Origin of the sequence: Adlercreutzia muris (assembly GCF_041223505.1) — a bacterium.
Taxonomy (GTDB): Bacteria; Actinomycetota; Coriobacteriia; order Coriobacteriales; family Eggerthellaceae; genus Adlercreutzia; species Adlercreutzia muris.
On sequence record NZ_JBCLQK010000010.1, the window covers coordinates 21,756 to 42,576 of the forward strand.

Sequence of the window (20,821 nt, forward strand, 5' to 3'; positions counted from 1 at the left end):
ATGCAGGAAACTGATATGAAAGAGAAGCTCGTCAAGATCATCGAGGCCTACGACGAGCTGCAGGCCAAGATGGGCGACCCGGCGGTTCTGGCCGATCAGAAGGAGTACAACCGCCTGGCCAAGGAGTATGCCTCCCAAGGCCCGCTGGCCAAGAAGGCCGCCGAGTACGTGAGTGCCATGGATGACCTGGAGGCGGCCAAGGAGATGCTCTCCGACGCCGACATGAAGGAGTTCGCCCAGGAGGAGATCGCCGGCATCGAGGCGCGGCTGCCCTCGTTGGAAGAGGACATCAAGTTCATGCTCATCCCGGCCGACCCAGCCGACGAGAAGGACATCATCGTGGAGATCCGCGCGGCGGCCGGCGGCGATGAGGCCGCCATCTTCGCCGGCGACCTCTACAAGATGTACGAGCGCTTCGCCGCGTCCCAGGGCTGGAAGACCGAGACCATGGACGCCTCGCCCTCCGAGGCCGGCGGCTTTAAGGAAGTGCAGTTCAAGGTGAAGGGCGACCATGTGTACTCGGTCATGAAGTTCGAGAGCGGCGTGCACCGCGTGCAGCGCGTTCCCAAGACCGAGAGCCAGGGCCGCATCCACACCTCTACGGCCACGGTGGCGGTGCTGCCCGAGGCCGATGAGGTGGAAGTGGAGATCAACGAGGGCGACCTGCGCATCGACGTGTACCGCGCCGGCGGCCCGGGCGGCCAGTGCGTGAACACCACCGACTCGGCCGTGCGCATCACGCATCTGCCCTCCGGCTTGGTGGTGCAGTCCCAGGACCAGAAGTCCCAGCTGCAGAACAAGATCGCGGCCATGGCCGTGCTGCGTGCGCGCCTCTACGAGAAGATGCTCGCCGAGCAGCAGGCCGCCGAGGGTGCCGAGAGGTTGGCCCAGATCGGCTCGGGCGACCGGTCCGAGAAGATCCGCACCTACAACGGCCCGCAGGACCGCGTGACCGACCACCGCATCGGCTTCAACTCCACCTACAACGGTGTGCTTTTAGGCGACAACCTGGGCGATGTGATCACCGCTTTGCAGGCGGCCGACCGCGCCCAGAAGCTGGAAGCGGCTGTTTAGTTTCGTCGTTGCTCACGCAACGACGGGAACGCCGATGCTGCGGATCCGACAGGCACCTGGCCTTGCCATTCAGCGCTTTCCCTCGCGGCGCGAAGGCCGCTCGGCCGCGCTTCAAGGCAATTCCAGGCACCTGTCGAAACCTCGCTGACTTCCTTGGGCGAACCTATGTGACAAAGGGCGATATTGTTGAATAATATCTGGACCATAAAATCTGCTTTGGAGTGGACTGAGGGGTATCTGGCCGAGAAGGGGGATGAGAACCCGCGGCTGTCGGCCCAGTGGCTCTTGTCCGAGGCGACGGGGCTTACGCGCATGCACCTGTTCGTGAACTTCGACCGGCCGCTCTCGGAGGATGAGCGTTCGACGCTGCGCGATTACGTGCGGCGCCGAGGGGCGGGGGAGCCGCTGCAGTACATCACCGGCGAGGTTGCCTTCCGGCACATCACGGTGAAGGTACGGCCCGGGGTGCTCATCCCGCGGCCTGAAACTGAGGTGCTTGTGAGCGAAGTGCTGGCCATGCTGCCGGCTCCGGCTAAGCACGAGGCCCAGTGGAACCCCGAGGCCGCCGAGCGGGAAAACGCTGCGGTGGAAGCGGTGAAGAAGGCGTTGGACGAGGCGGGCGTCGGACTGATAGGATCGGAAGAGACTCCCATTTCCGAAGATCCCGCCCGCCCCCTGCTCGTGGCCGATCTGTGCACCGGCACGGGGTGCATCGCCTGCTCTCTTGCGGCGGAGCATCCCGATGTGCGGGTCATCGCCACCGACATCGCCCCCGAGGCCGTGGCCCTGGCCCGGGAGAACGTCGCCGCCCTGGAGTTGGACGACCGCGTGGCCGTGCTGGAATGCTCGCTCGGCACCGGTATCGGCGAGAAGCGCCTGGGCACCTTCGATGCCGTGGTTTCCAACCCGCCCTACGTGCCCACTGAGGTGATGGCCGATATTCCCCGCGAGGTGGCAGACTTCGAGCCGGCGCTCGCGCTGGACGGCGGCGCTGACGGTCTCGATGTGTTCCGGCCTCTCGCGGCATGGGCGGCCCGCGCCCTGAAGCCGGGCGGCGTGCTTGCCTGCGAGCTGCACGAGGGGCACCTGGATGCCGCCCGCGCCGTGGCCGAGGCTGCGGGTTTCACCGACGTGCGCATTGCAGACGACCTGGCCGGCCGGCCTCGCGTGCTTGTGGGGCGCAAGGGCGCCGGTGCGTCGGCGGCCTGCGGCGCGGCTTTTCCAAGCGAGGCGCGCTGACCCGAGAAAGGACTTCCCATGACTTTGAACGACGGCAACCTCGTTGAGACGTTGGATGCGGCGCAGGCGGCGATGGGGGAACGCCTCGGTGGCTTCGCGCCCGAGGTCGGCCTCATCTTGGGATCGGGCCTCGGTCCTCTGGCCGATCGGATCGAAAGCCCCGTATTCGTCCCCTTTGGCGAGGTGCCCGGCATGGGGGTGTCCACGGCCTCGGGCCATGTGGGGCGTTTCGTGGCCGGCATGCTCGGCGGCAAGCGGGTGCTCGCCATGCAGGGGCGCCTGCACGGCTACGAGGGCTATTCGGCTCAGGAAGTGGCCTTTCCCGTGTGGCTCATGGAGCGTCTCGGCGCGCGCACGCTCATCACCACGAATGCCGCCGGGGCCATTAACGAGAGTTATCGCGTGGGCGAGTTCTGCATCATGGCCGACCAGCTGAACTTCACCGGGCGAAATCCCATCACGGGCGCGGCGCCCGATTCCATGGCGCCGCGCTTCTTCAGCATGCTGGACGCCTACGACCCCTCGCTGCGCGCGTTGGCGCACCGTGTGGCCGACGAGCTGTCGATTCCCGTGCAGGAGGGCGTGTACTTGGGACTTTTGGGCCCCTCCTTCGAAACCCCGGCTGAGATCCGCATGTTCCGCAAGTGGGGAGCCGATACGGTGGCCATGTCGGTGTGCGAGGAGGTTATCGCCGCGCGGCACGGGGGGATGCGCGTGCTCGGCATCTCGCTGGTGAGCAACATGGCCTGCGGGGTGGAGGGCGCGAGCCCTTCCGATGAGGAAGTCCACGAGGTGGGAGAGGCCCGCCAGGAGGACTTCTGCTGTCTCATCGAGGGGATTTTGGAACAGCTGTAGGGTCCGGCTCGGGAAGCCCTCTACGCCAGGGCGATGGTGCGGATGTCGCGGGGCACGTCGGCGCCGGCGTAGAGGATGCCCTCCTCCACGAGCTCGGCTCCGATGGCGACGTAGCCCGCGGCGGCATCGCGGTTGCCCTCGATTTCCTCGGGTGTGAGCGCCCGGCGCACCTTCGCCGGCACGCCCACCACGAGCGAGCCTTCCGGCACAACCATGCCCTCAGTGACGAGGGCGCCGGCAGCTACGAGCGAGTTGTCGCCGATCACGGCGCCGTTCATCACCACGGCCCCCATGCCCACGAGCACATTGTCGCCGAGGATGCAGCCGTGCACCACCGCCCCGTGTCCGATGGTTACGCCGCGGCCCACGAGGCAGTCCTGGTCGTAGTCGAGGTGCAGGCAGCTGTTCTCCTGCACGTTGGAGCCCTCGCCGATGCGGATGCGGCTGCCGCAGTCGCCGCGCAGGCAGGCGTTGAACAGAATGGTGGCGTTCTCGGCCACCTCCACGTTGCCCACGAGGGTGGCGTTCGGCGCGATGCGGCAGGCGGGGTGCAGACTCACGTTGCGGTAGGTCATGGCGTCTCCTTTGGCGATGGGTCAGGCGCGCCGGCGGCCGGCGCGATGCGATGTTCTCTTGCTTTCCCTACCTTAGCGCTCCCGATGATCGAAGGAAACACCCAAACCGCTCGAACCGTTGCATCTGCGCCCGCCCGCGGCCTCGAAGGGGCGCATTTTGTAGCCCAAAGGCGCCAGATCCCCCGCCGCGGAGGTGTTCCGCCCGAAAGCCGCTAGGCGGCGGACACCTCGTAGGCGGCCAGGGCAGCGCCGGTGATGTCGTCGAAGCTCCAGCTCTTCGCCGTGCGCGCCGCGCTTGCGGGGTCGTGGAGCACGATGCGGCTGTTGCCGTCGATGTCGTCGAGGACGATGAGGCTGGCCACGGGGGCGAAGGTGCCGGGCTCAGTCACGACGATGACGGGGATGTTCGAGACGATGGCCCGGCGCAGGGCGTGATCATCCACCTCGATCAGCTTCAGCGAGAGGCCGAACTCGGAGGCCGCCTCGGCGAGGAAGGTCTGCACCGTGTCGGCGCCGGCGGCCGTCAGGTCGTGGTCGGTGGCCCACTGCGCGAAGTCCGCCGGGGTCTTGGCCGTATCTCCCGTGACGGCCACATAGGCCATGGCGAAGCCCGTGGGAGCGGCGCCGGCCTCGCCCAGGGTCGCCTGGCCGTAGGGAATGTCGCCCCAGGCGGCATCGGCCTGGTACAGGGAGGGTATCTCGCCGGCCTTCCACTGGCTTGCCGGGGTGCTTGTCGGCGCGGCCGTCTCGGCGGTCTCGTAGGGGGAATTGGCCGAGGCGGTGGCGGGCGCCAGGCAGAAGTAAGCCGCGAGCGCCACCAGGGTGAGCACGAGGGCCGCCCCCGCCGCCGCGACGGCGAGCGCGAGAGCGCGGTGGGCGCGCATCATGGCGGGCAGCCCCACGGAGCGCAGCTCGTCCCAGTCGGAGCGGTCGGTGACGTAGCCGCGGAAAGCGTGCCACGACGGCGCCGCCAGGGGATATGTGCCCCGCCGGGCCCGGGTGGCGATGACGGCGTCGGCGCGAACCGCGCCGCCGTTGGGGGAGAGGGGCTCGCTCGTGGCGGGGAGCACCCGGCTGCGGTCTCGGCGCGCTGGAGCGGTCGCTGGGGTGGGGGTGAGGGCGTCTCGCACCGCGCCGACGGCCTTGCGCGCGGCGGCGAGAGGCGCGGGCGACGGCCCTGATGCTGCGAGTGGGCCCTTACTCGTTTCGGCATCGTCTGCCGATGAGGCGACCGTCGGCGCAGCCTTGGTGCCGCGGCCCTCGCGGACGGGCAGGGCCTCCTTGAGCCGGGTTGCTGCCGCCGTCATCCAAGCCGATGCCCTCTTTCGGGCCTCAGCTACGGTCTCGCTGCGTCGCACCGCGGCGGGGCTCTTCCGGCGGTGCACTCTCACGGTAGTCGTCGCGGCCATGGTCCCTATCCTCTCTCACGACGCGGATACAGTCGCTTAAGATCATACGAACTCCCCGCGTAGCATCAGTGACAACCTGTCAACCGTCACCGGAAGGAGGAGGACTCGTCGCCCGCCTGTGGCGCTGCCGTTGCCTGTTGTGGCGCGGCCGTTTCCGAGCCGTTGGAAAGAAAGTTGAGCATTTCGCCTTGCGTTGGCGCGGCGAAGGGGTATACTGCGCAGCCAAGTTCATAGCGCACATGCGTTGACGAGGACCAGTAGGGGCCAAGCCGTCTGACAGCAAGCCTGCGGAATCTGCGAGCAGGCGTCGGCCGTTCCGAACAAGCCCTCCGAGCAGTTTGGTGAGAACGACGCCCGTGCTGCCGGCTTACCGCCGGGTGCGGGTGCGCAAGTAGCACTGGACCGGCGACACCGTCATATGTCGAGGCTCTTCTGCGGCCAGGCTCGCCCTGGCGTAGGCTGACCCATCCCGGACCCGGTGCGAAAGCAGCGGGTTTTTTGTTTGTCGGAGTGAAGTCCGGCACGGGAAGAAAGGAGAGCCAGTGGCACTGCGCAGCGACCAGATCAAGCGCGGGGCGGCCCGCGCGCCGCATCGGAGCCTGCTGAAGGCCGACGGTATCACCGACGAGGAGATGGCGCGCCCCTTCATCGCCGTCGTCAACGCGCGCAACGACATCATCCCCGGGCACACCCATCTCGATAAGATCTGCGAGGCCGTGAAGGCCGGCATCTATATGGCCGGCGGCGTGCCCTTCGAGATTTCCACCATCGGGGTGTGCGACGGCATCGCCATGAACCACGAGGGCATGCACTACTCGCTCGTGAGTCGCGAAGTCATCGCCGACTCGGTGGAATGCGCCGTGGCCGGCCACGCCTTCGACGGCATGGTGTGCATCCCCAACTGCGACAAGATCGTGCCCGGCATGATCTTAGGGGCGCTGCGGGTGAACGTGCCCACGGTGTTCGTCTCGGGCGGCCCAATGCTGCCTGGCACCGCACCCGACGGCACCGCCGCCGACCTGAACACGCTCTTCGACGGGGCGGGAAAGGTGGCCGCCGGTACTATGACCGAGGAGGAGCTCGCCTATTTCGAGGACACGGCCTGCCCCACCTGCGGCAGCTGCTCGGGCATGTTCACGGCGAACTCCATGAACTGTTTGTGCGAGGCTTTGGGGGTTGCCCTCCCCGGCAACGGCACCGTGCCGGCCGTTTATTCCGAGCGCATTCGGCTGGCCAAGCGCGCCGGCATGAAGGTGATGGAGCTCGTGGGCGAGAACGTGTGCCTGAAAGACATCCTGAACGAGGCGGCCGTGCGCAACGCCATGGGATGCGACATGGCCTTCGGCGGCTCCACCAACACGGTGCTGCACCTCACGGCCATCGCGAATGCGGCGGGCTGCCCTATCACCATGGACACGTGGAATGCCGTCAGCGCCCGCACGCCGCATCTGGTGAAGCTCGCGCCGGCCGGCCCGCGCCCGCTCATCGACCTGTACCGCGCGGGAGGGGTGCCGGTGGTGCTGGCCGAGCTCGACCGGCTGGGCCTCATCGACCGGGACGCCCGCACCTGCATGGGGCCCATGGGGGACTACCTCGATTACATGCACGCCGCCTGCGCCGGGGCCGACGGCGAGGTCGTCCGCGCCCACGACAACCCCTTCTCGGCCGAAGGGGCCCTGCGGGTGCTCCACGGCAACATCGCGCCGGACGGGGCCATCGTGAAGAAGGCCGCTGTGGCCCCTTCCATGCTGTGCCACACCGGCCCGGCCCGGGTGTTCGACTCCGAGGAGGAGGCCTGCGCGGCCATCAACGGCGGGGCCATCTCTCCCGGCGACGTGGTGGTCATCCGCTACGAGGGGCCGGCCGGCGGCCCGGGCATGCGCGAGATGCTCGCGCCCACCTCGGCCATCTGCGGCCGCGGGCTCTCCGAGAGCGTGGCGCTCATCACCGACGGGCGCTTCTCGGGCGCCACCAAGGGGCCGGCCGTGGGGCACGTGAGCCCCGAGGCGGCCGCCGGCGGCCCCATCGCGCTCATCTGCGAGGGCGACTCGGTCACCGTGGACATCGAGGGCGGTCGTTTGACCCTGAACGTGGAGGCCGACGAGCTCGCCCGGCGCCGCGCCGCTTGGGTGCCGCCGGCGCCCAAGCACCACCACGGGGTGCTGGCCAAGTACGCGAAACTGGTAACTTCTGCCGACAAGGGGGCGATTATCCAATGACCGAGACCGAGAACAGGGAAGGGGCGCGGCCCGCGCGCCGCAGCGCCGCGAGCGAGGGCGCATGCCGCGGCTTGGGAAGCCGCACGGCCAAGCAGGGCACCTCCATGCTCGGGGCCGAGGCAGTGGTGGCGAGCCTGGAGGCCGAAGGCGTCACGACGGTGTTCGGGTACCCGGGTGGCCAGGCCATCAAGCTCTACGACGCCCTCTACGGCTCCGAGCAGATCACCCATGTGCTCGCCCGCCACGAGCAGGGGGCCGTGCACATGGCCGACGGCTATGCGCGGGCCACGGGGCGGCCGGGCGTGGTGATGGTCACCTCGGGCCCCGGCGCCACCAACACCGTCACGGGCATCGCCACGGCCTACATGGACTCGGTGCCGCTCGTCGTCATTACCGGCCAGGTGGGACGCGGGGTCATCGGCACCGACTCGTTCCAGGAGTCCGACATCGTGGGCATCACCATGCCCGTGGTGAAGCACTCCTATCTGCTGCAGTCCACCGACGAGCTCACGCGCACCATCCGCGAGGCCTTCCACATCGCCGTCACCGGGCGCCCCGGCCCGGTGCTCATCGACATTCCGAGCGATGTGGCCGGCGAGGAGATGATCTTCGAGTACCCCGACGAGGTGAGCCTGCCCTCCTACAAGCCCACCTACCGCGGCAACGCCAAGCAGATCCGCACGGCCTGCCGCCTTCTGGAAGAGGCCGAGCAGCCGCTTTTGTACGTGGGCGGCGGCATCGTCTCCTCGGGGGCCACCGAGGAGCTTACGGCCCTCATGGACGCCATGCAGGTGCCCGCGGTGGTTACCCTCATGGGCAAGGGCGGCGTGCCGGCGAGCCATCCGCTGAATTTGGGGCCGGTGGGCATGCACGGGGCGAAGTACTCGAACATGGCCATGACCGAGGCCGACCTCATCATCGCGGCGGGGGCCCGCTTCTCCGATCGCGTCACCGGGCGCGTGTCCGAGTTCGCCCCCAACGCCAAGATCGTGCATATCGACATCGACCCGGCCGAGATCGGCAAGATCCGCGATGCTGACGTGCCCATCGTGGGAGACTTGAAGGGCGTGCTCGCGGGCATGCTGGAGTGCCTGGCCAAGGCCGGCGCCGCCCCGCGCGATGACCAGTGGGTGGCCGATATCGCCGCCTGGCGGGAGCGCTACCCGTTCTACCACCCCAACATGGCGGTGAACGAGGAAGAGGACGAGATCGTGCCCGAGCTGGTCATCGCCGAGCTCGGGCGCCAGCTGGACCCGGACGCCTCCATCGTCACCACCGAGGTGGGCCAGCACCAGATGTGGGCCCACCAGTTCCTGCACCGCGAGCGGCCGCGCACCTTCCTGTCCTCCGGCGGCCTGGGCACCATGGGCTTCGGCTTCCCGGCGGCCATCGGGGCCGCGGTGGCGCGCCCGGAGGCCGCGGTGGTCTGCATCGCCGGCGACGGGTCGTTCCAGATGAACTCCCAGGAGATGGCCACCGCCGCCATCAACGGCGTTCCCGTGAAGGTGATGATCCTCGACAACCGCTGCCTGGGCATGGTGCACCAGTGGCAGAAGCTGTTCTACGGCCGCCGCTACTCCCAGACGCTTTTGGCGCCGGTGCCCGATTTCGTGAAGCTGGCGGAGGCCTACGGCTGGGAGGGCGAGCGCGTGGAGGCGCCCGGCGAGGTGGCCGGGGCCATCGCCCGTATGCTGGCCGCGCCGGGCCCCTACCTCTTGGACGTGGCCATCTCGCCCGAGCAGAACGTGTATCCCATGGTGGCCCCGGGGGCGGCCCTCGACAACGTCATGGGCGCCATCGACGTGGCCGTGGGGGCCGTGCGCACCGATGTGCCCGCCGCTTCTGGATCCCCGCGGGCCCGCATGGCCGGCGCGCCGTCCGGGGCCACGTCGCCGTGCGCGAAGATCGACGCCCAGTTCGGCGGTCGATGGGAGGTCGACCCGCAGGACACCGGCGCGCGTTTGGGCCAGGACGGCTCCACGGTGGACGTGCGCCCTGAAGACTGGAAGACCCTCTTCCGCGCCGGCGACGAGGGAAAGGAGGACCGGCGATGAAGCACATCCTGTCTGTTCTGGTGGAGAACCGCCCCGGCGTGCTCTCCCGCGTGACCGGCCTCATCTCCCGGCGCGGCTTCAACATCGAGTCGCTGTCGGTGGGACCTACCGAGGACGCCACCATGTCGCGCGTCACCGCCATCGTCATGGCCGACGATGTGGCCTTTGAGCAGATCACCAAGCAGCTGCACAAGCTCATCAGCGTCCACAAGATCACCGATCTCACCGACGAGGGGGCCATCGAGCGCGAGCTGGCGCTGTTCAAGGTGAGCGCGCCTCCCGAGCGAAGAAGCGAGGTCATCGAGATCGCCAACATCTTCCGTGCGAAGATCGTGGACGTGGGACGTGCGACGCTCACCGTGGAGGCCACCGGCGACGACGCGAAGCTCACTGGTCTGGAGGATCTGTTCCGCGCCTACGGCATCAAGGAGATCGTCCGCACCGGCAAGATCGCCCTGTCGCGCTCGAGCCGCGACTAACTTCTATTTACCGAACACCAGCCAACGACGAGAAAGGAAACCCATGGCTGTCACCATCTACTACGAACAGGACTGCAACCCCGAGGTTATCAAGGATAAGAAGATCGCCGTCATCGGCTACGGATCCCAGGGCCACGCCCATGCGCTGAACCTGAGGGATTCCGGCTGCGACGTGCGCGTAGGCCTGCGCGAGGGCTCGGCGTCCCGGGCTGCGGCCGAGGAGGCGGGCCTGCGTGTGTGCGACATGGCCACGGCCGCCGAGGAGGCCGATCTCATCATGATCCTCGTGCCCGACGAGCTGCAGCCGGCCGTCTACGAAAAGTTCATCGCCCCGCACCTGAAACCCGGCGACACTCTTGCCTTCGCCCACGGCTTCAACGTGCACTACGGCTATATCACCCCGCCCGAGGATGTGGACGTCATCATGTGCGCGCCGAAGGGCCCCGGCCACATCGTGCGCCGCCAGTACACCCAGGGCTTTGGCGTGCCGGACCTCGTCTGCGTGGCCCAGGACGCCTCGGGCACCGCTTGGGACACGGCGCTCTCCTACGCCTGGGGCGTGGGCGGGGCGCGCTCCGGCATCATCAAGTGCACCTTCGCCCAGGAGACCGAGGAGGACCTCTTCGGCGAGCAGGCGGTACTCTGCGGCGGTCTTGTGGAACTGGTGAAGGCCGGCTTCGAGACGCTCGTAGAGGCGGGCTACCCGCCCGAGCTCGCCTACTTCGAGTGCTACCACGAGATGAAGATGATCGTGGACCTTATGTACGAGCGCGGCATCCACTTCATGAACTACTCCATCTCCAACACCGCCGAGTACGGCGAGTACTACGCTGGCCCCAAGGTCATCAACGACGAGAGCCGCGAGGCCATGCGCGAGATTCTGGCCCGCATCCAGGACGGTTCCTTCGCCCGCGAGTTCGTGGCCGACTACGAGAAGGGAAGTCCCTGGCTCCACAAGCAGCGCGAGGCCATCAATGGCCACGAGATCGAGAAGACCGGCGAGCGCATTCGCTCCATGTTCTCGTGGGATAAGGAATGCAGCGGCCCGAACAGGTAAAACTTCCTTTGTCACATAAAGACGTGACGGGGAATTTCTCGGCTCGCGTGACAAAATCACGGGTCTGCGTGATAGGCGGCGGCGTAGGGACGAGGCATAGTGGACGCCATCGAAGCGCAAGCAACTCGGCGCGTCCGTGAGTACCATCGGCGGGCGCGCCCCTCACCTCGAGAAGGAGAATGCCTCATGAAGATCCTCGGACTGGGCGTGCCCGAACTTGTTATCATCCTCGTTGTCGTGCTGCTCATCTTCGGCCCGAAGAACCTGCCCAAGCTCGGCGCCTCCCTCGGCAAGACGGTCAAGAGCCTGCGCGAGGGCATGGCCTTCGACAAGAATGACGACGAAGAGGAAGAGGTCGTCGAGATCGTCGAGGACGAGCCCGCCCCCGCCACGGCCGGCGCCCCGACCACCGCGGTCAAGAAGGTCGTCAAGAAGAAGGCCGAGTAACTTCCCTTTGTGAACCGACCCCGTTGCTCTCGGGCGCGGGGCGTTCAACCCTCCCTCCCAAGCGAAGCGGCGTCTGCCTTTTGGCAAGCGCCGCTTCGCTTCGTTATGGGGTACAATGGATGGCTGGTAATGAACGACGGTTGAGAGGGGGGCTCGTGGGCTATCCGGCACCGCCGCAGCTGCGGCAGGCGCGATGCGCCATCATCGGCTTCGGCTGCAACCAGGCCTTCCTCTTCACAATGCTGTATCTGGACGGCTCGGTGGCCGGGCCCGAGCACGGGTTTTTGGCCGATCGCGCCGACCTGCTCTGCCTGCTCGCCGTGATGGCAGCCACGTTCGCCCTCATGCTGCACCGCCGGTGCCGCTCGGCGCTGTTGCGGGCCGGCGACGGGCTCGCGAATCTGTTTGCCGCCCCGCTCGTGCTGGCCCTCTTGGCCCTCGTGGCGCTGCGAGCGTTGCTGCCCGAGGCGCCGTGGGTCGGATTCGCCCTGATGGAGGGTCTGCTCGTGGGGGTGCCCCTGGCGCTGCTGCTGTGCCTGTGGGGCCGTGCCCTGGGGGCGGTGCCCATCGACCGATCGGTGCCCGAGGTGTTCATCGGCAGCGCTTTGGGGGCGGCCGTCTGCTTTTTGGTGGTGGCGCTGCCTGTGGCCGAGGCCGCGCTTTTGCTGTACGCCCTGCCCCTGGGGAGCGCCTGGGGGCTGCGGGCCCTGGCGGCCACGGCCGACGGCGGCGCTGCAGATGGGGGAGCGGGCGGGGAAGGCGCCGCCGCTGCCGCTTCGGCCCCGAGCGCTTCCGATGCCCCTGATGACGACGCCTCGAAGCTGTCGGGCCGCATCCTGGCGGGCACCGTGGTGTTCGGCCTGGCCACTGGTGCCATCGAGGCCATGACGGCCCGGGCCCAGGCGGCCTCCCACACCTCGCTCTCCGTCACCTTCATCCTGTTCGTGCTCTACTGCGTGGCGGCTCTGCAGCTCTATGGCGGCCGCCCGCTGTCGCTCGGCACCCGTGCGGTGCTGCCGACCGGATCTAACCAGGAAACGGGCCCGCTCGGCGGTGCCTACCGCTTGGCCGTGCTGCTCATGGTGGGCGGCTTCATTGCCGTGCCGCTTCTGGAGCGCGTGGGCGTGGCCGGCGTGGCTGTGGTGCTGGCGGGGTACCTCGGCGTGTTCTCGGTGCTCGTGTCGCTGTTCCTCATCATGGGGCGCATCGCTGGCCGCGATGCCACCGCCTCCATCGCCCGGGGCTTCGCGGCCCTGTTCGCCGGCGAGATCCTCGGTGTGCTGGCCGGTGCCGGGGCCCTGGCGGCCTTCGGCGGGGCGGGCTCGGCGCCGGTCCTGGTTACGCTAGCCGGGGTGGCGGCGCTCTACGCCTACCTGTTCCTGTTCACCGACCGCGATCTGGCGGCCCTGTCAGTGGTGGTGTCCAAGAGCGACCGCTTCGGCGAGGCCTGCGCCCGTATCGCCGCCTCCGCCAAGCTGTCCAAGCGCGAGGCGGAGATACTGCCTCTCGCCCTGCGGGGCCGCACGGCCGAGCGCATCGCCGGGGAATTCTTCATCTCGAAGAACACCGTGGACACCCACCTGCGCCGCATCTACGCCAAGTGCGGCGTGCACACCCGCCAGGAGCTCATCGATCTGGGCGAGCGCACGGAAGGAGAGCTGTAGCCATGGCCGATCAGACGGGTTTCAGCTTCAACGAGTTCGCCGAGGCTGGCCGCGTGGGCGACGGTCGCCGCGCGGCGCGAGAGGGAAAGGACGTCATGGACGTAACCTTGTATTCCGATGGAAGCTCCCGCGGCAATCCGGGTCCGGGCGGCTACGGTACCATCCTGCGCTACCGGGCCCCCTCGGGAGCCGTGCACGAGAAGGAGCTCTCCGAGGGCTTCTCCTGCACCACCAACAACCGCATGGAGCTGCTCGGCTGCATCGTGGGCCTGGAGGCCCTGCGCCGTCCCTGCACCGTGACGGTGTACTCCGACTCCCAGTACCTCGTGAACGCCTTCAACCAGAACTGGGTGGCCGGCTGGCTCAAGCGGGGCTGGAAGAACGCGAGCAAACAGCCCGTGAAGAACGTGGACCTGTGGAAGCGACTGCTAGCGGCCAAGGAACCCCATACCGTGAAGTTCGTATGGGTGAAGGGCCATGCGGGCCACGCCGAGAACGAGCGCTGCGATGCCCTGGCCACCGCCGCCGCCGACAACCCCGCCTGCCATCGGGTGGATGTGGGGTTTGAAAAATAACCGTCAGTCTCAAACGAGATCGGCGCAGTAGCCGCGGGTCCGGATGGTGCGGGGGCTTTGCGGGAAGAGGTGCTCGTAGATGGCCATGAAGTAGCTGTCGGTCATGCTCGCCATGTAGTCCGCGACGATCTGGTTGGCCTCGCCGGCCAGGTACTCCTCGGCCACGATGGAGCGGGAGGTGGCGGCCAGGCGCGCCGCGTGGTGGCGGAAGATGGGAGAATCCTCGCGCCCGGCCGTCAGGTCGGCCATAAGGCGGTCGTACATCTCCTCGAACATCTCCTCCACGAGGTTCTCGGTGTCGTCCACCATGCCCTCTTTCAAATAGATGACCTCGTAGTTCTGCCGCTTCGCCCGCTTCAGGTCAGCGAAGACCTCCTCGCTCATGGCGATCTCGCCGCGGCCATAGGAGTTGTTCACGATGTCCACGGTGAGGTTGTTGATGATCTTGGCGTTGGTGGTGCCGATGACGTCGGAGTCGAAGACGTCTGCGGAATCGATGACCCCCATGGCCAGGGCGTCCTGGCGGTCCTTGCCGATGTAGGCGATCATGTCCGACACGCGCACCACGCAGCCCTCCAGGGTGGAGGGGCGCAGGGTCTTGATGACCGTCTCGTCGGCGTTGCAGGCCTCCACGAGGGCGTCCAGGTCGGCGAAAGAGCCGCAGGTGCCGCGGACAAGGCGCTGCTGGGCGAACTCGCCGTTGTGACAGAGCACGCCGTCCAGGGTCTGGAGGGAGACGTTGCGGCGGTACAGGGCATCGAGCACCCGCACCGAGTGGACGTTGTGGTTGAAGTAGCGCCCGGTGCGGCGGTGGTAGCAGGCCGAGAGGAAGCGCTCGCCGGCGTGGCCGAAGGGGGTGTGGCCCACATCGTGGCCGAGCGCGATGGCCTCGATGAGGTCGCAGTTCAGGCCGAGCAGGCCGCCGATGCCCCGGGCGATGCGGCTCACGAGCTGCACGTGGAGCCCGCGGCGGCTGATCTCGTCGTTCTCGGTGAACGAGAACACCTGGGTCTTGTCGGCGTAGCGGTTGTAGGCCGGGATGTTCAGCACCTTCTCGATGTCGCGCACGAAGGCGGGGCGGGTAAGGGTGGCGGCATCGTGGGGGAGGTCGCGCCGGCGCACCACTGCCTCGTCGGGGAAGCGCCAGGGGGATACCGCCCCGGTGGCGCGGTCCTCGCGGATGGCCGCTTCCACAAGGGGGTCCAGGGTCAGATAGGGAATGGCATTCGTCGCTGTCACGGTCGCTCGCTTTCTCGTCGCTGATTTCGGCCTATTGTAGGCTCTGAAACATTTGTTTGCGGCGACGGTGCTATACTTCACAGGAAAAAGAGCAGCGGGACGGTGCGCGCGGGGCCCGGCAGGGCCTCGGCGCGGGCGTCCCCGAGAAACGGGAAGGGCGGGCCGTGGCGGGCATTAGCGACGAGGACATTCAGAAGGTGCGCGACGCCAGCGACGTGGTGACCGTCATCGGGGAGCGGGTGCCCGTGAAGCAGCGCGGCCGCGACTTCTGGTGCTGCTGTCCCCTGCACCAGGAGAAGACCCCCTCGTTCAAGATCGACCCATCCACTCAGTTATGGCACTGCTTCGGCTGCGGCGAGGGGGGCGACGTGTTCTCCTTCATCATGAAGACCGAGGATCTGAGCTTCCCCGAGGCCGTGCGCCGCCTGGCCGAGCGGGCCCACATCGACATCGTGGAGACGGGCGGCCGCGGCTCCATTCCGGCGAGCCGCAAGGCGCGCCTGAAGGAGGTGTGCGCCCGTACGGCGGAGTTCTACCACACCCAGCTCATGCGCGGACGCGGCCCCGAGGCCGACGCGGCCCGGGCCTACCTGGGCGGCCGGGGCTTTGGGGGCAAGGTGCCCGACACCTGGTGCCTCGGCTTCGCCCCGGGTCGCGGCGCCCTGGTGCGCCACCTGTCATCGCTGGGCTTTACGGGGGAGGACCTGGTGGCCGCCAACGTGGCGGTGGAGCGGGGCGGGCAGCTGCGCGACCGCTTCTACAACCGGGTGATGTTCCCCATCTTCGATGTGGCCGGCGACTGCATCGCCTTCGGGGGCCGCGTTATCGGCTCCGGCGAGCCGAAGTACCTGAACTCCGGGGAGACGCCCCTGTTCCACAAGTCCCAGGTGCTCTACGGCCTCGACCACGCCAAGGGGGCCATGACCGCCACGGGCACCGCCATCGTGGTGGAGGGCTACACTGACGTCATCGCCCTGTCCGAGGCCGGCATCGCCAACGTGGTGGCCACCCTGGGCACCGCGCTGACCATGCGCCACATCCGGGTGCTCTCGCGCCACGCCTCCAAGCGCATCGTCTACCTGTTCGACGGCGATGCCGCCGGGCAAAAGGCCGCCGATCGGGCCCTGGCGTTCATCGACAGGTCCATGACGCCCGAGGCGGGGCGCTCCCAGGTGGAGCTCGTGGCCGTGACGCTGCCGGACAATTTGGATCCGGCGGAGTTCGTGCAGGCCCGGGGCGCCGATGCCCTGCGGGCGCTGCTCGACGACGCCACGCCCCTCTTGGAGTACGGCATCGAGCGGCGCCTGGCCGGGTTCAACTTGGACGCGCCGGCCGAGCGGGACCGGGCTCTTCGGGAGTGTCTGGGGCTTCTGGCCCCCATCAAGGAGTCGCTCGTGGCCAAGGACTACGCCGTGCGCATCTGGTCGACGCTGCGGGCCCACGGCCGTCTCGGCATCGAGGAGAGCGACGTGCTGAACTTGCTGGCAGCCCTGGAGCCGCCCCGCGCCGCCGAGCGCGAAGGCGGCCCCGCCGGCGGCAGCGCGGGGACGCCGCCCTCGGCCGCTCCGCGCCGGGCGCTCTCCCGGGCCGAGCTCAACCGCTTGTGCTTCGAGCGGGAGTTCCTGAGCCTGGCGGCTCAGAACCCCCTCGTGGGGCTCGCCCACGCCGACGCTCTGGCCCAGATCCAGTGGCGGGAGGACGTGCACCGGGTGCTGGCCGAATCCATCCTGGCCACCTTGGCCGAGAACCCCGCCGCCTCTCCGGCCGATGTGGTGGCCCGGGCCACGGTGGCTACGCCCCATGCGGGCCGCGTGCTCACGGGCGGCGCCAGCCAGGCGGGGGAGCCGGCGGCCGTGGGGGCCTATCTGGCTGAGGAGCTGGCCCTGGGCGATGCCGAGGAGGCCATCGGCTCGCTCACGGCCCAGCTGAACGCCGGGGTGTCAGCCGAGGAGGCCGAGCTGCTCCACGCCGCAGTCACCACGTTGCAGATGGACGTGGCAGCCCGACGGCTCGCCCACCGCACCCTGCCCTCGGCTCCCTAGGGCGCCGTCGGGCGTTCCTCGGCTTCCGTAGATTTCGCGGGCGCTCTGGACGGCGCAGGCGCGGAGGTTCACAATAAGTTAGTTAACCCATGCCTGCGCGGCGGGCCGGCATTGCTCGGCCCGCCGCGCGGAAGAGAAAAGGAACCGCTGTGCTGCCCATCGTCATCGCCCCCGATCCGCTGCTCGCCACCGTGTGCGAGCCGTGCGATTTGTCCGACAAATCCCTCAAGCGCCTCTCCAAGCAGATGGCCCACGCCATGTACAAGAACTACGGCTGCGGTATCGCCGCGCCCCAGGTGGGCATTACCAAGCGCCTTGTTGTCATCGATGTGGACTGGGACGGCGAGAAGGGGGAGAAGAACCCCATCGTGCTCGTAAACCCCGAGATCGTGGAGCTCGCCGGCGAACCGGAGGAGGGCGGCGAGGGCTGCCTGTCGTGCCCCGGCGTCACCGTGCCGGTGAAGCGTCAGCCCTGGGCGCGCGTGCAGTACTACGATCTGGACGGCGAGCTGTGGGAGATCGAGGGCGACGGCCTGCTCGGTCGCTGCCTGCAGCACGAGATCGATCACTTGAACGGCCGCACCCTCTTCGAGAGCTGCGATCCGGTGACCCGCATCGAGGCGCTGCGGGCCTACGACGAGGCCAAGGCCGCCGGCGCGCGACCCGGCGACACCGACATCGAGGTGAAGTAGGGTGCGCGTCGTCTACATGGGCACGCCGACCTTCGCCGCCGCCATCCTGGAGCAGCTCATTCCCCACCATGAGGTGGTGGCCGTCTACACCCGTCCCGATGCCGTGCGCGGCCGGGGCAGTGCGCCGGTGGCCTCTCCCGTGAAGGAGGTGGCCCTGGCCGCCGGCATTCCCGTGCGCACCCCCCGCACTCTGCGGGACGCCTCCGAGCAGGCGGCCCTGGCCGCGCTTGCCCCCGACGTCATCTGCGTGGCCGCCTACGGGGCCATCCTGCCGCCGGAGGTGCTGGCCATCCCGGTCCACGGCTGTCTGAACGTCCACGGCTCCCTTCTGCCCCGCTGGCGTGGGGCGGCCCCCATCGAGCGGGCCATCCTGGCCGGCGACGAGGAGGTGGGCGTGTGCATCATGGCCATGGAGGAGGGGCTCGACACCGGCGACTACTGCGTGTGCCGCTCCATTCCCGCGGCTGGGGCCACGACGGAAAGCCTCACGGCCGACCTGGCCGATCTGGGGGCGAGCGCGCTTCTGGCGGCGCTGACCCAGGTGGAGGCCGGGCGCGTGGCCTGGGTGGCCCAGGACGAGGCCGCGGTCACCTACGCGGAGAAGATCGCGAAGGGGGAGCTGAACCTTGATCCGGCCGAGGACGCCGTGACGAACGATCGCCGCGTGCGGGCCTCGAGCGCGGCCCATCCAGCCCGCTGCATTCTGGGGGCCCGGGCAGCCACAGTGCTGCGCGCCCGGGTGGCCGACGACGCCCCAGTTGCCCTGGTCCCCGGTCAGGCCATGCTCGCCGGCAAGCGCCTGTACCTCGGCTGCATCGAGGGCATCCTGGAAGTAATCGAAGTGAAACCGGACGGGAAGCGCGCCATGGAGGCGCGCGCTTTCGCCGCCGGCGTCCCCGCGCTGCGGGGCGAGGAAGGAACTTGGTCCCGTGCATAACGACAATCACTCTCAGAATCAGCGCCGCTCTTCCGACCGGCCGTCCTCGGACGGCCATCGCGGGGCCCGCTCTGGCGGCCCGGGCGGCAACGGCTATCGGGGCCGCGACGACCGCGGCCCGCGCAAGGACCATGGGGGTCGTGGAGGCGACCGCTCCCGTGACGACCGCGGTCCGCGCAAGGATTTCGGATCCCGGGACGGCCAGGGCGGCCGTAATGGGAAACCCGGCGGCTTCCGCAAGGGCGGCAAGCCCGGTGGATACCAGGGCGGCAAGTCCGGGGGGTACCGCAAGGACGACCGCGGGCCTCGCGGCGGCAAGTCCTTCGAGCGGAAGCGCGGCGAGGGCGACCGCTCCCAGGGCGATGGCGACGAGCGCCGGGATTTCCGCGGCCCCCGCAAGGACTTCCGTGATTGCGGCGACGGCCCGCGCGGCCCGCGCCGAGACTTCTCGGACCGCCGTGAGAGCGGCCCTCACGATGATCGCGAGTCCCGCAAGGACTTCCACCCTCGGGACGATCAGCCCCGCGGCCCACGGCGCGACAGCCGCGGCAGCGGTCATCCGCGCGAGGTGTTCGTGGATGGCAAGCTCATGGCCGCCCCCGATCAGGGTGATGGGCGCGACCGGGGTCGCGTCCGCGACTTCGGCGGCCGCGGCGATCGCCCGCGGGACGGCCGGCCCCCGCGCCGCGACGACGGCGCTCGGGCCAAGCGGCCGAACAGCCACCATGCCACTTCGGCTCGGGAGCTGGCTCTCTCGGCCCTGCATCAGCTGCGGGAGCGCGACGCCTTCGCCCAGGATATCATCGCCAAGACCATCGACAAATCGAGGCTGTCTCGGGAGGACCGCGCCTTCGCCACGCGCCTTGTGCTGGGCGTGACGAGCACCCGCGGCACCCTGGAAGACGTCATCGACGGCTGCATGGACTCGCCCGATGATGCTGCTCCGGCCGTGCGCGATGCCCTGGCCCTTTCGGCCTACGAGATCATCTTCCTGCAGAAGAGCCCGCACGCGGCTGTGGACCAGGGCGTGGAGCTCGTGAAGACGGTGGCCCCGCGGGCCGGCGGCCTGGCCAACGCCGTGCTGCGCCGCGTGGTGCGGGCCAAGGAGCATTTCCCCTTCGGCGACCCGCGCACCGACATCGCCGCCTACGCCCGCCTCCACGGGTTCCCCGTATGGCTCGCCGAGCGGCTCATCGCCGAGCTGGGTCCCGAGGGTGCCCGCGACTTCATGGTGGCCTCCAACGAGCCCGCTCCGGTGTTCGTCTCGGTCAACGCCGTGAAGGCCTCCGAGGACGAGGTGGTCTCCGTGCTGGCCGCGGCCCACGGCGATCCGACCCCGGTGACGGTGGCCGGCCGCCCCGTTCCCGGCTGTTACCGGGTGTCATCCGGTGTGCCCCTGCTCGACGGGCGCGTGCGCCGCATGTTCAGCCAGGGGCTGCTGCTCGTCTCCGACGCCACGTCCCAGGCCGTGGCGAGCCTCGTGGTGGGCGATGAGGCCCCCGCCTCCTTCCTGGAGATCGGGGCCGGCCGCGCCACGAAGACCATTCTCGACCAGAGCTGCGCCTACCGCCGCTTCGGCAGGCAGATCAGCGACTACGTGACCGTGGACGTGCACGCCTTCAAGACCCGGCTCCTCCAGGAGCGCGCCGAGCTGTACGGCGTCACGGTGACCGAGCCAATCATCGGCGATGCCACCGACCTGGACGCGCTGGTGGGCGAGCGCACCTTCGACCGTGTGTTCATTGACGCGCCCTGCTCCGGCCTGGGCACCCTGCGCCGCCACGCCGACATCCGCTGGCGCCTGCGACCCGAGACCATCGACGAGTCGGCCGACCTGGATGCGCACCTACTCGCCAGCGCCGCGGCCCACGTGGCTCCCGGCGGCATCCTGGCCTACGCCACCTGCACCATCACCCATGAGGAGAACGCCGACGCCGTGGATCAGTTCCTCGCCACGGAGCTCGGCTTCGCCTTCGAGGTGATTCCCTACGAGAACCCCGAGCTCGGCGTCGAGCGCCCCTTCTTCTCCATCCCCCTGGAGCCCGGCGGCCCCGATGCCCACTTCTTGGCCCTTCTGAGGAAGAAGGCCTGAGGATTTCTCAGCTACGGTCTCAAGGCGGCTACCCTTCGGGGTGGCCGCTTTTGCGATGCGGATCCGCTGGGAGCTCCCGGCTTCTCGGCGGCTTCTCTTCCAAGATGAAAAGCGGAAAATGCGACAAAACGACCAATCGGGCGACATTTGACGGCTCGAAGTAAGCCTATGT

The 20,821-nt window shown here is 68.7% G+C and carries 17 protein-coding genes; 14 read left to right on the forward strand and 3 right to left on the reverse strand.

Going from position 1 to position 20,821, the window contains the following annotated elements; all coding sequences use genetic code 11:
• The 3 genes from prfA to AAK988_RS09395 all read left to right on the forward strand — a co-directional run bounded on the left by prfA (nt 1) and on the right by AAK988_RS09395 (nt 3,168).
• A complete protein-coding gene (prfA, locus tag AAK988_RS09385; RefSeq protein ID WP_321194104.1) occupies nt 1-1,074 on the forward strand; it encodes a peptide chain release factor 1 in 1,074 nt (357 codons plus the stop codon).
• Between the two features lie 186 nt (nt 1,075-1,260).
• The gene (locus AAK988_RS09390; RefSeq protein ID WP_135970443.1) at nt 1,261-2,313 is read left to right on the forward strand and encodes a N5-glutamine methyltransferase family protein; all 1,053 of its coding nucleotides are present in this window, start codon (nt 1,261-1,263) and stop codon (nt 2,311-2,313) included.
• 18 nt (nt 2,314-2,331) lie between these two features.
• Entirely contained in the window at nt 2,332-3,168 is an 837-nt protein-coding gene (locus tag AAK988_RS09395; RefSeq protein ID WP_135970437.1) for a purine-nucleoside phosphorylase, read from the forward strand.
• Between the two features lie 20 nt (nt 3,169-3,188).
• Here AAK988_RS09395 and AAK988_RS09400 read toward each other — a convergent pair whose 3' ends face one another.
• Nucleotides 3,189-3,743 (reverse strand): gamma carbonic anhydrase family protein, encoded by a 555-nt coding sequence (locus AAK988_RS09400; protein WP_135970436.1) that lies wholly within the window; start codon nt 3,741-3,743, stop codon nt 3,189-3,191.
• Nucleotides 3,744-3,955: 212 nt separating this feature from the next.
• Nucleotides 3,956-5,152, reverse strand: a complete 1,197-nt coding sequence (locus tag AAK988_RS09405) for a papain-like cysteine protease family protein (RefSeq protein ID WP_135970435.1) — start codon at nt 5,150-5,152, stop codon at nt 3,956-3,958.
• Nucleotides 5,153-5,694: 542 nt separating this feature from the next.
• Here AAK988_RS09405 and ilvD point away from each other — a divergent pair.
• The 7 genes from ilvD to rnhA all read left to right on the forward strand — a co-directional run bounded on the left by ilvD (nt 5,695) and on the right by rnhA (nt 13,647).
• Complete coding sequence (ilvD, locus tag AAK988_RS09410; protein WP_135970434.1) at nt 5,695-7,371, forward strand: dihydroxy-acid dehydratase; 1,677 nt, start codon at nt 5,695-5,697, stop codon at nt 7,369-7,371.
• Nucleotides 7,368-9,425 carry a biosynthetic-type acetolactate synthase large subunit gene (gene ilvB, locus AAK988_RS09415; protein WP_135970433.1) on the forward strand — a complete coding sequence of 686 codons (2,058 nt, stop codon included), beginning with the start codon at nt 7,368-7,370 and terminating at the stop codon, nt 9,423-9,425. The genes ilvD and ilvB overlap by 4 nt, the downstream gene beginning before the upstream one ends.
• A complete protein-coding gene (gene ilvN / locus AAK988_RS09420) occupies nt 9,422-9,904 on the forward strand; it encodes an acetolactate synthase small subunit (RefSeq protein ID WP_028026253.1) in 483 nt (160 codons plus the stop codon). Before ilvB ends, ilvN begins: the two co-directional genes overlap by 4 nt.
• A gap of 43 nt (nt 9,905-9,947) precedes the next feature.
• Nucleotides 9,948-10,961, forward strand: a complete 1,014-nt coding sequence (ilvC, locus tag AAK988_RS09425; RefSeq protein WP_135970432.1) for a ketol-acid reductoisomerase — start codon at nt 9,948-9,950, stop codon at nt 10,959-10,961.
• 186 nt (nt 10,962-11,147) lie between these two features.
• Nucleotides 11,148-11,408 carry a twin-arginine translocase TatA/TatE family subunit gene (gene tatA, locus AAK988_RS09430; RefSeq protein ID WP_135970431.1) on the forward strand — a complete coding sequence of 87 codons (261 nt, stop codon included), beginning with the start codon at nt 11,148-11,150 and terminating at the stop codon, nt 11,406-11,408.
• 119 nt (nt 11,409-11,527) lie between these two features.
• Nucleotides 11,528-13,072: a helix-turn-helix transcriptional regulator gene (locus AAK988_RS09435; protein WP_135970430.1), complete on the forward strand. Its 1,545-nt coding sequence runs from the start codon at nt 11,528-11,530 to the stop codon at nt 13,070-13,072.
• 95 nt (nt 13,073-13,167) lie between these two features.
• Nucleotides 13,168-13,647: a ribonuclease HI gene (rnhA, locus tag AAK988_RS09440; RefSeq protein ID WP_135970442.1), complete on the forward strand. Its 480-nt coding sequence runs from the start codon at nt 13,168-13,170 to the stop codon at nt 13,645-13,647.
• A 9-nt stretch (nt 13,648-13,656) separates the two neighbouring features.
• On the opposite strand, the gene AAK988_RS09445 is transcribed toward rnhA, so the two are convergent.
• Complete coding sequence (locus AAK988_RS09445) at nt 13,657-14,886, reverse strand: deoxyguanosinetriphosphate triphosphohydrolase family protein (RefSeq protein WP_135970429.1); 1,230 nt, start codon at nt 14,884-14,886, stop codon at nt 13,657-13,659.
• A 164-nt stretch (nt 14,887-15,050) separates the two neighbouring features.
• On the opposite strand from AAK988_RS09445, the gene dnaG reads away from it, so the two are divergent.
• From dnaG to AAK988_RS09465, 4 genes are all read left to right on the forward strand, one after another.
• Nucleotides 15,051-16,928: a DNA primase gene (gene dnaG / locus AAK988_RS09450; RefSeq protein WP_135970428.1), complete on the forward strand. Its 1,878-nt coding sequence runs from the start codon at nt 15,051-15,053 to the stop codon at nt 16,926-16,928.
• A gap of 149 nt (nt 16,929-17,077) precedes the next feature.
• Nucleotides 17,078-17,620, forward strand: a complete 543-nt coding sequence (def, locus tag AAK988_RS09455) for a peptide deformylase (RefSeq protein ID WP_240806213.1) — start codon at nt 17,078-17,080, stop codon at nt 17,618-17,620.
• A gap of 1 nt (nt 17,621) precedes the next feature.
• Nucleotides 17,622-18,557, forward strand: coding sequence for a methionyl-tRNA formyltransferase (gene fmt, locus AAK988_RS09460; RefSeq protein ID WP_135970426.1), 936 nt, complete (start codon nt 17,622-17,624; stop codon nt 18,555-18,557).
• The gene (locus AAK988_RS09465; RefSeq protein WP_135970425.1) at nt 18,550-20,649 is read left to right on the forward strand and encodes a transcription antitermination factor NusB; all 2,100 of its coding nucleotides are present in this window, start codon (nt 18,550-18,552) and stop codon (nt 20,647-20,649) included. The genes fmt and AAK988_RS09465 overlap by 8 nt, the downstream gene beginning before the upstream one ends.
• The last annotated feature ends 172 nt before the right edge of the window (nt 20,650-20,821 follow it).

Coding starts and splice junctions, on each gene's coding strand:
- prfA (WP_321194104.1), top strand. CDS start 1: ATGCAGGAAACTGATATGAAAGAGAAGCTCGTCAAGATCATCGAGGCC.
- AAK988_RS09395 (WP_135970437.1), top strand. CDS start 2,332: ATGACTTTGAACGACGGCAACCTCGTTGAGACGTTGGATGCGGCGCAG.
- AAK988_RS09400 (WP_135970436.1), bottom strand. CDS start 3,743: ATGACCTACCGCAACGTGAGTCTGCACCCCGCCTGCCGCATCGCGCCG.
- AAK988_RS09405 (WP_135970435.1), bottom strand. CDS start 5,152: ATGGCCGCGACGACTACCGTGAGAGTGCACCGCCGGAAGAGCCCCGCC.
- ilvB (WP_135970433.1), top strand. CDS start 7,368: ATGACCGAGACCGAGAACAGGGAAGGGGCGCGGCCCGCGCGCCGCAGC.
- ilvN (WP_028026253.1), top strand. CDS start 9,422: ATGAAGCACATCCTGTCTGTTCTGGTGGAGAACCGCCCCGGCGTGCTC.
- ilvC (WP_135970432.1), top strand. CDS start 9,948: ATGGCTGTCACCATCTACTACGAACAGGACTGCAACCCCGAGGTTATC.
- tatA (WP_135970431.1), top strand. CDS start 11,148: ATGAAGATCCTCGGACTGGGCGTGCCCGAACTTGTTATCATCCTCGTT.
- AAK988_RS09435 (WP_135970430.1), top strand. CDS start 11,528: ATGGCTGGTAATGAACGACGGTTGAGAGGGGGGCTCGTGGGCTATCCG.
- rnhA (WP_135970442.1), top strand. CDS start 13,168: ATGGACGTAACCTTGTATTCCGATGGAAGCTCCCGCGGCAATCCGGGT.